This window comes from Mesorhizobium sp. B2-3-4 (assembly GCF_006442315.1).
Lineage (GTDB): Bacteria > Pseudomonadota > Alphaproteobacteria > Rhizobiales > Rhizobiaceae > Mesorhizobium.
In genome coordinates this window covers 196,552-208,734 of the sequence record NZ_VFVY01000001.1, presented here as the reverse complement: position 1 = coordinate 208,734, position 12,183 = coordinate 196,552, and the positions used below count along the sequence as shown (strand labels likewise).

General features: G+C 63.3%; 18 protein-coding genes and 2 tRNA genes. 3 read left to right on the top strand and 17 right to left on the bottom strand.

What is annotated here, in order from left to right:
• Positions 1-28: 28 nt before the first annotated feature.
• Complete coding sequence (locus FJ967_RS01245) at positions 29-706, bottom strand: hypothetical protein (protein WP_140729902.1); 678 nt, start codon at positions 704-706, stop codon at positions 29-31.
• Between the two features lie 79 nt (positions 707-785).
• Positions 786-861, bottom strand: a tRNA-Val gene (locus tag FJ967_RS01240).
• 217 nt (positions 862-1,078) lie between these two features.
• Between FJ967_RS01240 and FJ967_RS01235 the strand changes: the two genes are divergently transcribed.
• Positions 1,079-1,155, top strand: a tRNA-Asp gene (locus FJ967_RS01235).
• A gap of 46 nt (positions 1,156-1,201) precedes the next feature.
• Here FJ967_RS01235 and FJ967_RS01230 read toward each other — a convergent pair.
• The 15 genes from FJ967_RS01230 to FJ967_RS01155 all read right to left on the bottom strand — a co-directional run bounded on the left by FJ967_RS01230 (position 1,202) and on the right by FJ967_RS01155 (position 10,786).
• Positions 1,202-2,389 carry a hypothetical protein gene (locus FJ967_RS01230; RefSeq protein ID WP_140729901.1) on the bottom strand — a complete coding sequence of 396 codons (1,188 nt, stop codon included), beginning with the start codon at positions 2,387-2,389 and terminating at the stop codon, positions 1,202-1,204.
• Complete coding sequence (locus FJ967_RS01225; RefSeq protein WP_140729900.1) at positions 2,382-2,672, bottom strand: hypothetical protein; 291 nt, start codon at positions 2,670-2,672, stop codon at positions 2,382-2,384. Before FJ967_RS01225 ends, FJ967_RS01230 begins: the two co-directional genes overlap by 8 nt.
• A complete protein-coding gene (locus FJ967_RS01220; protein WP_246675154.1) occupies positions 2,669-3,652 on the bottom strand; it encodes a reverse transcriptase/maturase family protein in 984 nt (327 codons plus the stop codon). Before FJ967_RS01220 ends, FJ967_RS01225 begins: the two co-directional genes overlap by 4 nt.
• 368 nt (positions 3,653-4,020) lie before the next feature.
• The gene (avd, locus tag FJ967_RS01215; RefSeq protein WP_140729898.1) at positions 4,021-4,392 is read right to left on the bottom strand and encodes a diversity-generating retroelement protein Avd; all 372 of its coding nucleotides are present in this window, start codon (positions 4,390-4,392) and stop codon (positions 4,021-4,023) included.
• Positions 4,393-4,434: 42 nt separating this feature from the next.
• Positions 4,435-5,352, bottom strand: a complete 918-nt coding sequence (locus FJ967_RS01210; protein WP_140729897.1) for a hypothetical protein — start codon at positions 5,350-5,352, stop codon at positions 4,435-4,437.
• A gap of 52 nt (positions 5,353-5,404) precedes the next feature.
• Positions 5,405-6,334, bottom strand: a complete 930-nt coding sequence (locus FJ967_RS01205) for a hypothetical protein (protein WP_140729896.1) — start codon at positions 6,332-6,334, stop codon at positions 5,405-5,407.
• Complete coding sequence (locus tag FJ967_RS01200; protein ID WP_140729895.1) at positions 6,316-6,498, bottom strand: hypothetical protein; 183 nt, start codon at positions 6,496-6,498, stop codon at positions 6,316-6,318. Before FJ967_RS01200 ends, FJ967_RS01205 begins: the two co-directional genes overlap by 19 nt.
• Entirely contained in the window at positions 6,495-6,953 is a 459-nt protein-coding gene (locus tag FJ967_RS01195) for an ASCH domain-containing protein (RefSeq protein ID WP_140729894.1), read from the bottom strand. Before FJ967_RS01195 ends, FJ967_RS01200 begins: the two co-directional genes overlap by 4 nt.
• The gene (locus tag FJ967_RS01190; RefSeq protein WP_140729893.1) at positions 6,950-7,321 is read right to left on the bottom strand and encodes a DUF4031 domain-containing protein; all 372 of its coding nucleotides are present in this window, start codon (positions 7,319-7,321) and stop codon (positions 6,950-6,952) included. The genes FJ967_RS01195 and FJ967_RS01190 overlap by 4 nt, the downstream gene beginning before the upstream one ends.
• Positions 7,318-8,532: a phage Gp37/Gp68 family protein gene (locus FJ967_RS01185; RefSeq protein ID WP_140729892.1), complete on the bottom strand. Its 1,215-nt coding sequence runs from the start codon at positions 8,530-8,532 to the stop codon at positions 7,318-7,320. The genes FJ967_RS01190 and FJ967_RS01185 overlap by 4 nt, the downstream gene beginning before the upstream one ends.
• Positions 8,525-8,884, bottom strand: a complete 360-nt coding sequence (locus FJ967_RS01180; protein WP_140729891.1) for a hypothetical protein — start codon at positions 8,882-8,884, stop codon at positions 8,525-8,527. The genes FJ967_RS01185 and FJ967_RS01180 overlap by 8 nt, the downstream gene beginning before the upstream one ends.
• Positions 8,884-9,093 carry a hypothetical protein gene (locus FJ967_RS01175; protein ID WP_140729890.1) on the bottom strand — a complete coding sequence of 70 codons (210 nt, stop codon included), beginning with the start codon at positions 9,091-9,093 and terminating at the stop codon, positions 8,884-8,886. The genes FJ967_RS01180 and FJ967_RS01175 overlap by 1 nt, the downstream gene beginning before the upstream one ends.
• Positions 9,093-9,326: a hypothetical protein gene (locus FJ967_RS01170; protein WP_140729889.1), complete on the bottom strand. Its 234-nt coding sequence runs from the start codon at positions 9,324-9,326 to the stop codon at positions 9,093-9,095. The genes FJ967_RS01175 and FJ967_RS01170 overlap by 1 nt, the downstream gene beginning before the upstream one ends.
• A 5-nt stretch (positions 9,327-9,331) precedes the next feature.
• Positions 9,332-9,562, bottom strand: a complete 231-nt coding sequence (locus FJ967_RS01165) for a hypothetical protein (protein ID WP_140729888.1) — start codon at positions 9,560-9,562, stop codon at positions 9,332-9,334.
• A 483-nt stretch (positions 9,563-10,045) separates the two neighbouring features.
• Positions 10,046-10,786 (bottom strand): helix-turn-helix transcriptional regulator, encoded by a 741-nt coding sequence (locus FJ967_RS01155; protein ID WP_140729887.1) that lies wholly within the window; start codon positions 10,784-10,786, stop codon positions 10,046-10,048.
• 259 nt (positions 10,787-11,045) lie between these two features.
• On the opposite strand from FJ967_RS01155, the gene FJ967_RS01150 reads away from it, so the two are divergent.
• Both FJ967_RS01150 and FJ967_RS01145 read left to right on the top strand, forming a co-directional pair.
• Complete coding sequence (locus tag FJ967_RS01150) at positions 11,046-11,588, top strand: hypothetical protein (RefSeq protein ID WP_140729886.1); 543 nt, start codon at positions 11,046-11,048, stop codon at positions 11,586-11,588.
• Between the two features lie 123 nt (positions 11,589-11,711).
• Entirely contained in the window at positions 11,712-12,182 is a 471-nt protein-coding gene (locus FJ967_RS01145) for a hypothetical protein (RefSeq protein WP_140729885.1), read from the top strand.
• The last annotated feature ends 1 nt before the right edge of the window (position 12,183 follow it).

Sequence of the window (12,183 nt, the reverse complement as noted above, 5' to 3'; positions counted from 1 at the left end):
GCCTGGCTCGGGGCGCCGCTTTTCGGCCCTATCGAAACCAGTTCAACAATTGTTGGAACATTCCGGGCGGCTCCAGCGAGAACACGGCGCGAAAGGTCGTGGGCCGGTCGCTCGAAAATACCGTGGCGAGCGGTCGCGAATATGACGCGGTCCGTCCGTCTTCCGAAATGGTGCCGCTGGTCTCGATGATGCGCGGTGCGGTCAGGGTCCAGGCGATGTGCCTGCCGGACATCTTCGCCAGGATGAGCGTACGCAACCCCTGCGCCATCGGGTCGTTGGAATACTTGTCCGTTGGCTTCAGACTGGGGAAATCGACGACGAATTCGTAGTTTTCCCCAATACGGTTGAGTTGAACGCCTTGCCTCTTGTCGCCCCCGACATTTGCGTTCGAAAGAGCGGCGACGAGATCCTCCGTCTTTCCGGAGAAAGACACGGAGCAGACTTCATCCCCTCCTTCGGTCGTGCGCTCGGTGCTTCCGGTGATTCCCTTGAAAGACAACAGCTTTTCAGAACTGCACCATTTGCTGTTGACGTCCTTGGCCATTGCAAGCGCCGTGGCATCGACAGCTATGCGGACGTTGGCCGTAGCCGTCCCGTCACGCCGGAATGCCAGATCCTGCTTCAGGTCGAAGCAGCCGGAAACCAGCAGGCATGCAATCAGGGATGCCAAAATGTCTCGACGAAAGGGAAACATCCAAAAGCGCATCACACCTGTCTTTTAGATGTCGGCTCGGGCCCTTACGGCCGGCCGACGATGCGAAATAGTTAAAAACCAGATGGCCAAGTGGTGGGCGATGACGGGCTCGAACCGCCGACATCTTCGGTGTAAACGAAGCGCTCTACCAACTGAGCTAATCGCCCGCTCCGGGCCGGACCTTTAAGCGGTCGGGACCCGCTTCGCAAGGCCAAATGATCAGCCGGCGCCGTGTTCGGCGGCCTTATCTGCGACCAAAACGCCGGCTGTCAAAAAACCTTCTCCAGTTTGCTGTTATGATGGTTTGGTGCGCTTGACACCCGGTGGCGAACCCCTTATCCAGCGCCCCAACGACGAACACGGCTGACACGTGCTCGTCAATGCGCGGGTGTAGCTCAGTTGGTTAGAGTGCCGGCCTGTCACGCCGGAGGTCGCGGGTTCGAGCCCCGTCACTCGCGCCATTTATTCCAAGGGGTTGAGCTGCCCCCCTTGGAAAAGTTTCAACTTTCATTTTTCGGATAGTTTCAACTTTTTGTATTCGTTGCGTTCCTGACCGAGCAGCGCCCTGCCCTTGCGGCGGCTGGCGTCGGCGGCACGGACGGCTGCGAGATTGACCGGCATATAGGTCTTCTGCAGCGCCTTGTTCTCGTCGATGGAATTGCCCATCTTGGCTGAGATCGCCTCGACGGACGCGCCGCCGGCGTTGGCTTCGACCGCGCCCGATCGCCGCATGTCCATCAATCGGCGCTTTTCCCCTGCCCCGAACACCAGCCTGCGCAAGTCGGCGAAATCGTCGACCAGCGAATCCTTGGTGTAGGGCGCGCCGGCGCGGGGGCGCCCGCCCTTCGGTCCCGGGGCAAAGCCGCGGGAGCGAAAGATCGGCGCATCGTCGAGCAAGGTCGCGCCGAGCTGGTCGATATAGGCCAGCACCAGGCGCTGGGTGCGCGCCGACAGCGTGCCGAAGGCTGATTCGCCGCTCTTGGTGCGTTCGATCAGGAAACCCCATTCCTTCGCCGTCTGCATGGCCTGCGCCGGGGTCAGCGTGCGCACGTCGACCGGCGAGAAACTGGTGTCCCATGCGACGGCGACGATGCAGGCGAGGCCGCGGAAGCCGTTGCGCCATGCGCCCTTGACCAGCCGCACCGCTTCGCCCTCGGTCCACACCTGGTGGCGGGCGTTTGGTGTCTTGCGGCGAATGGCCAGCGACGGATCCGCCTTGGGCGTGCATAGTTTCAGCCCGGCCATGACGTTGTAGAGCGACCGCCATGTCTTCACGGCGCGATAGGCGATGTCGATGCCCTTGGCGCGCAGCAGCCGTGCATACCAGTCGTCGAGCAGCTCGAGGGTGATGTCGGCTGGTGGCAGGTCGGCGAAATAGGGTTCGATGTAGGTCCAGCCGCGTTCCCAGTCCTCGCGGGTGCGCGGCGCCATGCGCTTCCAGGCCTCCATGCGGCGGTAGCGGGCGAACGCATCGCCGATGGAATCCTTCGGCCATGTGTCGAGCCGCGGCGTCTCCAGCCCCTTGCGAGCCAATTGCCAGCGGTCTTCCCATTCCCGGGCGACCGCCCACGCCTCCGGCCCGTCGAGGCCGCAGGAAATGCAGGAGAAGCCGGCCGCGACCATCTTCGGCGTCGGCAGCCAGTAGCCGTACTTGCCCTTGCGGACGACGTAATGCTTCAGCTTGATCTTAGCCAAGGGTCGCCAGCCTCGCCTTTGCGATGTCGGCGCTAGACTGCGCCGACGGCGCGCCGCCGGCAAGGCCGGAGCGCTTGTCCTGCCACGCGTCGATCGCCACAAGGTCGTAATTGCCGGTGATCGGGCATGCCTTGGGAAAGCCCTGCATTTGCAGCGCCGACAGCTTTTCGGCGAATTCGGCCAGCGTCAAATGCAGATAGCGCGCCGCCTTGATCGGCGGCACCAGGCGCGGCTGCACCGGGAAGCGGACGGATGACGGTTGCGGAGGGTGGGCGTGTGTCACGTTCCCTCCTCCAGCCCAAGGCTGCGCATCAGATTGTGGCTGTCGGCCCAGCCGGCATGACCGGTCCAAGCGGCGAGGAACTTATTCAGCCGCGTATAATCGCCGGACGCGCGGTAGGCGCTGATCTTGCGGCGCGCCCTGGTGACGCTGTCGCGTCGCAACAGTTTGTGGGTGGCCCAGATGCGGTAGCCGACGAAGTTGACGCCCCGGCCAGCCGGCTGGATAGACCATTTGGAGAAGCGCAGGCCGAGCTGCTCGCGCGATAGCACCTCGATCGACTGCCGCACCCTGGCCAGATGCTCCGACGAGCGGCCCAGGATGACGATGTCGTCCATGTAACGGTACCACCAGCGCTCGCCGAGATCCTGCTGAAGATGCCTGTCGACGATGCCGCCGTAGACATTGGCGAATATCTGGCTGACCAGGCTGCCGATCGGCAGGCCGATGCCCTGGCGCGGCAGCATTTCCTCGATGAGGCGCAAGGTTGCCATGCAGGAAATCTTGGCTTCGATGAGCCGCCACAGAACAGCGCGGTCGATCGAAGCGAAGTATTTCGAGAAATCGGTTTTCAGGACGAACAGCGGATCGCCATTCCGGGTGAGGCGGCGGATGTCCGCCTGCAGCATGATCATCGCCGCATGCGTTCCCTTGCCGGGCCGGCAGGCGAAAGTGCGCGGCAGAAGCGTGGCGTCGAAGATCGGCGCGATGACATGGAACAGCGCGTGTTGCGCGATGCGGTCGCGAAACGGCAGTGCCGATATGGTGCGCAGCTTGGGATCGAAGATGTTGAACTCGTGCGGCTCGCCCTGCTGGTAGCTACCGTCTGCCATTTCGCGCGCCAGGCGGTCGAGATTGAGTGCGGCGAATTCCTTGAACTCCAGGCGGGCTGGCGCAAGCCGCTTGCTGCGGCTGGTCAGGCGCAGCGCCTCGAGCATGGTGGCGTCGCTGGTGATCGCCTGAATGAGATTACGGTATTTCATGGCCAAGGGCTTTCTCCCCCTCGTTGCCGGTCGCGGGTTTCGACGGGCTGTGCCCGCTACTCCCCGCTGTACCGGACCGCTTGATGTGTTCGCCGAAGCCGGATGACCGGGCTGACCACCCTGTTCGATTGCCCCGCCCTTAAGTTTCGCGCTGGCGCGCTCACTGGCGGGGACCTCGTACAAAGCAGATGGCCGGCGTGGCCTTGACCGCCGCCGAGCCGGGAAAGGATCGTCACTGCGGCCCCGCGCGGAGATGTCGTCGTTCGAGTTCTCCGGCCAGTAGTCCAGGTTCGCGTAGCGGGAACCGGCGTTGTCGCCGGAGTACCAGCTGCCGCCGAAGATGGACGCGCGCCGCATCATGTCCCCGTTCACCCGTTGCCCTTGGCGGTCTTGATCCAGGCCCCAAGCATCGCGCCGACCTCGGCCAGCAGGCGAAGCATCGCCTTGTGCTGGCCGGTCGAGATGATCTTGAGCCTGCGGTCAGCCGCAAAGCGCAACCAGAAACGCAGCGTCGCCAAATTGGCGTCGGCCGCGTAAAGTTTCGAGGGCTGCCGTGACTTGGCGGCCTGGTAGAACAGGCCGACCTGGTCGAACAACACCGCCATCATCGTGTCGCGGACATTGCCGTGCACGCGCGGGCAGCGTTGCAGGATCGGGTAGAGATAGGTCACGGCTTCCTCGTATTTGTCGATGATCGCCAGCCCGGGCGTTGCGGCATGCTCGTCACGGATTATGGTCATGGCGACGCTCCGGGCTGAAGGGAGCCGGCGCTTTCGCGCCGGCTAGGTGGCAGGATTCAGGTGGTCACTGCGGCCCCGCGCGGAGATGTCGTCGAGCGAGACCTCCGGCCAGTAGACCAGGCTCGCGTAGCGGGAACCGGCGCGGCCGCCGGAGTACCAGCAGCCGCCGAAGATGGACGCGCGGGGGTTGTCGGGATCGCCATCGGTACCCCACTGCCACATCGTGCCGGTGACGTCGAACAGGCCCCACATGGAGACGAATTTTTTACCGCCGTCCGCCATGTCGCCGGTCTTGTCGGGTTCCTCGTCACGGGCGGCGCGCTCGGTTGTGCCATGAGCGGCGCTGAAGAATTCCTCGGCGTCGAGCAGGCGCTTGCCGTGATGCGCGTATATCGCCGTCGCCGTGGCGTAATCGAGTTTGTCCCATTTGCCCTTGCCGTCGGCCTTGACCGGCAGGCTGACGCCGTCGGCAATGGTTGCGCCGCAGCGGCTTGTGCCATCGGAAATATGGTCGGTGCCGAGCAGATAGATGTCTGCCCAGAAGCGGCCCTCGACGAGCGCCATGCCGCGAGGATCCGGACAGGCCGGGCGGAAGCCGATGTCCCAGCATGAGAACGGGTTGATGGCCGGGACGCCATCGCCGCCGGCGCGAGCCAAGGCATTGCCGCTTGGCGCAAAATGGAAGCCGCCGAACCTCTCGGCATCGCCGACGATGCCGGCGCCGATCGGAATCGCCACGGGGTTTCGATCGGCGCCGATATGGACACCGTAGTCCTGTCCCGGAACCAGAGTGATCGTCTCGATCGGCGTTTCCTGTTCGAAGGCGTGGGCGATGCCGGCGACGGTAACAATCGTTCCAGCCTTGATCGCGATGGCAGTGGGGCCGGTGACGGCAAAGATCGATGCGGCAAGATCGGCGCGCTCGATGACGATGGAGGGGATTTTCGCAGTCGCGTTCATTGTCATATCCTCATTGTCTGAAAGGGGGTGAGGATCGGCGCTTTCGCGCCGATCAGGCATGCCTCAGGTGGTCACTGCGGCCCCGCGCGGAGATGTCGCCGGCCGAGAGCCCCGGCCAGTAGACCAGGAACGCGGAGCGGGAACCGGCGTGGACGCCGGAGTACCAGCTGCCGCCGAAGATGGACGCGCGGGGGTTGTCGGGATCGCCATCGTGGCCCCAGTCCCAGAGATTGCCGGTCGCCTGCATGATGCCGCGTTGCGACGTCCGGGCGGCGTCCAGCCCGGTCACCTTCGGGTCACGATCCGCCGATGTCTTTTCGGTCACGCCATAAGCTGCGATGCGGAATTCGTCATAGGACAGGAGTTGCTTGCCGTGATGCGCGTAGATCGCCACCGCCGTGGCATAGTCCAGTGCCTGCACGCTGCCATTGCCGTCGGCCTTCTCCGGCAGGTCGCGCCCGTCGGCAATCGTCTCGCCGAAGCGGCTCGTACCCTTACCCCTGTGGTTGACGCCGAGCTTGTAGATGTCGACCCAGATTTCATGGCCGTCAGGCATATCGATCAGCGCCATGCCCGACGGGTCCGGACAGGCTGGCCGAAAATTCAAATCCCAGCATGAGAACGGATTGATCGCCGGCCCGCTATCGCCGCCGGCGCGGCCGGTGGCGTTGCCGCCGGGTGCGAAGTGAAAGCCGCCGATCTGGACGAAACCTTCGGCGATATCGTCGCCATCGGGAATCGCCACCACCTCGCCCTCGTCATTGGCAAGGACGGCGAAATCCCGCCCCCCGACCAGGTCGGCGGTGTTGATCGCGATCTCATGGTCGGACTGGTTTTCGACGCCGCCGGCGCCGAAGCTGACGACAGTGCCGGCTTTGAGGAAAAGGCGGCGGCGATCCTCGACGCGGAAGGCCGGACTATCGGGGTCGGCCTTGGTCAGGATCGACGCCGGCACGGTAGATTTCAAGGCTGCGGATGGCATGTGCTTTCTCCTTTGGGGTTGAATTTGCGGATGGCATTGCCGCTGGTGATCATCACGTAGCCGTCGGCGAACTCGACGCGGATCGAGTTCATCTTGCCGCGCGCGGTGACGCGGCATGGCTGGCCTTTCCGGCCTTGGCGATTCCATCGGTAGATGTGCGTCAAAGCAGGCTCCCCTGAGCGGAGATCGGCTTTGCCGCCGGCGCGACATTGAGATTGTCACGCCATCTGAAGAAGCCGAGCGCGCCCTTGACCGGGATCATTTCGGGTAGTGGTTCTGGATTGCGTAGCACGAAGCCGTAGCGCCCAAAGAACCAGGGGCTCTTGCTGGCGCTGACGCAGTCGGTGATGTCGACGGTACCGACTATGCCGCCGCGATCGAGCTTGTCGAAGGCCGGCAGCGTCAGGCGTGGCGGGAAATGATGGCCAAGACTTATGCCATGCAAGGTGTCGAGGCAGTCTTCGTACTCATCGCGCGTCATGCCTTTGGCGGCATGCAGGCAGATGCGTCCCCGAACCCGCGTTGGCCAGTCGCGGTTCTCGATGTCCTTGCCGGCGTGCATGATCGACCAGGTCCAGGGCTGGCGGACTGACAGGGCGAGTTCGGGGAGGTCGATCATAGAAGCGCCCCCTGCTTCGGATCGGCTGGCGGCGCGCCAGCGCCAAAGCCCTTCGCGCGCAGCGCGGCTATCTGGTCGAGCTTTGCCTGATCTCCCTTCAGCCGAGCGGTGAATTCGACAGGACCATACTTGTCCGTCTCGATCGCGCCGGCCGCGACAGCCATCGCGCGCTTGGACTGGGCAATGTCGAAATGCTCCCACGATGCATCCATGCCGGCGATGCCGATACCGGGCGGGCGCTGGAACCATTTGCGCTGGACGCCAATGCGATCGGCCATGGCGAACAGCTCGGCGCGCGTGTCAGCCCACATGTGGCACATCAAAAGACGGCCCAAGGGGTGCTTGGCATTGTCGACGTAGACACTCATAGCGCAGGCACCTCGATTGGGCCGGGCATGGCGTTGTGCTCGACACCGTCGAGCATCCGACCGGCGGCCTTCTTGCCCATATTTTCTACGAACTCGGCTCCCGCCTCGGGATAGAGTTCGTCTACCTTCGGCACGTGCGGGTGAGCGGCGAGGCAGCGCCATCCTGATCTAGGGTTGCCCTTGGCCTGCTCCGGTGTCGAAGGCCGCCACTCGCCCCATTGCTTGAAGAAGAACGAGACACCGGCGGCAGCGCATTGGTCGCGGATCGAACGCGGCCACGCAGGATGCATCGCCCGCGCCTGGTGCCCGCTCTCGCCGCCGGCGATGATCCAGTCGAGCATGGTGCGCTCTTGGCCGGAACCAGAGATCGCGTCAGCGATCGCGTACCCCTCCAGGGCGTCGATAATTGTGTGGTGATCAGGCGCGACCCGAATACGTCGAAAGTTGATCGGCCCGAGCAGCGGCTCGGCGGAGACGAAGCGGATTGCCGCCGGCGTGGCGAGCAGATCGGGGATACGCTCGTCGGCTTCCTGCTGGCGCTCGGCGGAGATGCCAAGCCAGACGTTTGGCAGGGGCTGACGTGGCCATGCCGGCCGGCCGATGAGAGAACCTTGCGGCGTCCAGAAACGATCATCGTCGAACAGCGTGTCCTCGGTCACGCGATCGATGGCGAGATCTATCTGGTGCCAGCGATCGGTCACACCGACCGGCTGCGCCGGGATCGTCATGCCGTCAATCTCAAGAGCAGCACGCGCCGGCCGCTGCCAAGTTTCGGCAAAGTACTCCCGCATGCGCTTCGCGCGCTTGGTCAGCACCTGGAATGTGTGCTGCGGGGCGAGCGCCATGACGGCGAACACCCTGTCGATCCACTCGTCGGGCACGTCTTCGTGGAAGAGATCGCCCATGGAGTTGACGAAGATGCGACGTGGGGCGCGCCAGGCCAGCGGCTGCAGCAGGGTCTTTTCCGGCGCCAGGGCCAGCTTGCCGGTCCAGACGGTGTTGCCGTTCACCTTCTTCGTGGTGCCGGCATAGTGCTTTGCGCCGGGGTTCTTGCTTCCCTGTTCGCTGCGCTCACCGCCTCTTGCCATGGCCTCGATGCGGCCGGCCATCTTCATGGCGTAGCAGTTGGTGCAGCCGGGCGAGACGATGGAACAGCCGACGATGGGATTCCACGTCGCGTCGGTCCATTCGATGGGGGATTTGTCAGCCATTCGCCCAGCCCTCCAAGTCGTCGGCGTCGTCCAGAACGGCGTCGATCATCTTCTCGTCGCTGACCGTCTCGACGATGAGACGAGCCAAGCGGTTTGGGTGCATGTTTCGCTTCGCCGCGTGAGGACCCAATGCGTTGAGAACGTCGATCGGAAACAAGACCGTCCGACATAGTTCTTCGAGCGGGCGCGGGGCACGCTTGGCACGACCTGCGGAATGCTCCAGCGCAGAGACGGTCGTGGTCTTTATCCCGATGCGGGCGGCGATTTCCGCTGTCGAAATGCCTTGCCGCCGCAATGCAAGAACGGCATCGGTCCGGCTCGGATAGCCTAGGGTCTTTATGCGGACACCCATCACCGCAACCCCACATAGACCAGCCCTGCCCCGATCAGGGCCACGGCGATCATCAGGGCGAGCAGGACGCGGCGGGCGAACGGCGAATCCTCGGGGGATTGCTGGGTGCAGTCGTCGCCGCAGCCGCAGCTCGGCCAGTTGTGGCAGACGATGCGCACGCCGCCGTGGGGCGGGATGGCGATGCGCTCATAGTCGAGGGGGTGCACCATCAGCGCAGCCCCATCGCGGTCCAGACGAAGGCCAGCGCGAAGGTGGCCGACGAGGCGAAGGCAAGCCTGATGCCGACCGCCGCCATGGCGGCGCAGATGCGGTCGGCCGTGGTTTCGAGGTCGCGCAGGATCTCGGACGGCTTGCGGCCGGCCGCGATCTGGCGCGAAATCCAGTCGAAACGCTCGGGCGAGGTCTCGGATGCCGCAATGAGGCGGCTGGCGACAGTCTTCATGGCCGTCAGCCGACCTGACGCACGGCACGGTGGCGCGCGAGGTTCGCGGCCTCGGCGCCGTGCTTGTCGATGTCTTCGCGGGTGAAGTCGGAATTTTCAAACAGCGTGTCGGCGGTGACAGCCGTGCTGTTCATGCCCATCTCGAGCATCTTGTCGGCCATGCGATCGACGATGGATTGAGCGGTGAGGATGCCGGACGGAACGGACGGCGCCGGGCGCTGCTGCGTGGTGATCATGGGTCTTGCCTCCATCGCGGGATAGCGATTGGAGGGGAACATCACATATCAACACAAAACATGTCAACATATATCGTGTTGATTTTTAGCTTAACGCCTTTCCCGGGGAGCTACTGCCGAATCATTTTCGCCCTAATTTGTTCTTGATGTGTTCCGGCAAGTGAGTCATGCTGCCGCACATAAAACAAGGCAGGGAGCCACCGGAAATGAGTGCTGAGTATGCCGGTTCACCGGCCGGAAACGTGCGCGCATCAAACGACAATCCGGACGCGTCGAGGCTGATCATTGAGCTCGCAAGTGTCTATGTGGCCTGCGACGATTGCGGTCATTCCCGGATCTTGCGGCTTTCCAATCTGGTAAAGGCAAATGAACTTGGCGCCCATACCTATCGTGCGCTGTGCCGCCACCTAAGTTGCAGCGAGTGCCCGCGCAAGCCGCCGAGATCGCGCAATTTGACCATCCGGCCTACCTGGGTCGAGAGGACTATAGGCTCGCCTGAAATACAATCTTATGAACTGAGAAAACCCGCTTTGTCGGGAAATCTAGCATCTCGTTTTCGCCTTCGTCAGGGTTCAGCTGACGTAGGCGCACCAAGCTATTCGACCGAGATACAAACTGCTTGATATAGCTGTCACGATTGTCATCCTCGTCGTCGCCAACGACTTGAACCACCACGAAATCCCCTGATCTGACGGGCTCGTGCGGGTTGATCCATATCGTCTCCCCGGCGAAATAGCGAGGTTCCATCGACGTGCCGTAAACCCGGACCGCATAAGCTCCTTCCACATTTTCAAGCATGGGCGGGCAAAAGACACGTCCTGCATCCTGGCCGTTCAGCACAAACCGCCCGTTCGGTCCACCAACTGACTGCCCAAGCACCGGTATCGTGCCGACTTGCGGGAACTGTTCGTACCGGGGTGGGAAACTGGCGTTCGGCTTGGGCAGCGATTCTCTATCGAGAACGGGCAGGCGCTCAATGGTGGCAGTTGCCCCGGTTAAAAGGTGCGCAGCCGACGTCCCGAAGCGTCGGGCATATCGCTCTGCCTCGACTGGACCGAATTCGTTCTGCCCATTTTCATGGGCGCGGAAGGTCGAAGCTGAAACACCCAGCGCTGCTGCCGCCTTGGCCGCAGAACTGTAACCAGCCTTTTCTCTAGCTGCACGCAGCCGATCGCCCATTGTGTTCATGGGCCGGACAATCGCAAATGCTTCAACACTAATCATGTTGACACACCAACACGAATGATGTTGTATCCGCGACCATGCAAACGGTGCACGACATCTTCGAGGCTTTGGGCGGGACCGGCGCGGTGGCGAAAGTCATTGGGGTCAAGCATTCGGCAGCATCCGAGATGCGCCGGCGCCAATCGATACCCGTGAAATATTGGCCGGCCCTTATGGCGAAGGCGTCGGAAGAGCGCATTCCGATCGATAGCGATGTCTTGGTCTGTGTCCATGTTTCGGCGGAAGAGGGGCGCGCCGCATGATCAAGATGCGCCTTTCGTCTCCCGCTCTGGCCGATCGCGGCGCGCGCCTTGCCGGCGCCGGCTTCACCGAACGCCTGGTGCCGCGCCAGGTCGGCGCCAGCGACTATGAATTCCCCACAGCGTGTCCTCCTCCCCACGCTGACCGCGCCGCTCCGGATGCACCTCCTCCCGCATCCGGGGCGGTTCCTTTCGAAACCTGCCCGGCAGTCCCCGCCGCCGGTCGGGAGTGCGCGCCGGCGGTTGTTGCCCCTTCCGCCGGCGCGCTCTCGAACTCCGCGCCTCGCTTTAACGGAAGCACCGAGGATGAGACGGCGCCGATTTCTCCTGCGCTCCCTGACGCTGGCGCCGTCACCCTTTCCGATCACCAGATCATCCTTCTGCATTTCGTCGCGGCCGACATGCGCTGCGGCCTGATGCGAGCGCTCGACGACCTGCTGATCCATTACGTCAACAGCCACGGCGGCGCGCATCTGGCGCGCGTGCTGCTGGACCACATGCAGCAACGCTGCACGGATCGGTATCGAGGTGGCGGACCATGAGGACATCTGCTTGCGGGCCTCCATGAGGTGATAGCCGCACACTGAATCAACCACGCCCTGCCTGCACGGAATCTTTTCGCAAGAGAAATTCCTTGATGGCTTTGCTTTGTCCGAAAGCTGCCAATGTCGAAGCTCGATCCAGCCCTTTTCCTGACCACGCCAGAAGACCGCATCCGCATCAAGGCGCGCACCGAGCAGCTGATCAAGCTGGCAGGCGGGCCGGGTGTCTTCCAGCATGTGGCCGGCGTGCCGACCGACATGCTCTCCAAATACGGATCGCGATCGGAGCCGAACTTCATCAACGCCGCCGTGATCGTTGCGCTCGACCGGCAGCTCGGCGCGCCGCTGATGCTGGGCGAGCTTGCCGCCATGCTCGGCTATCGGCTCGAGCCGATCGACGGCGGCGGCGGCGATGAGGTCACTTTGTCCGACGTGACCGACCTGCGGCGCGCCGACAGCGATGTCTCGCTGACGCTGATGGAGGCGCTTGAAGACGGGGTGATCGACATTTCCGAGCGCCGCAAGGCCCGCACGGCCATCGCCTCCAAGGTGGCCAAGCTTCACCGCATCGACCGCAAGCTCGCAAAGGGATGAT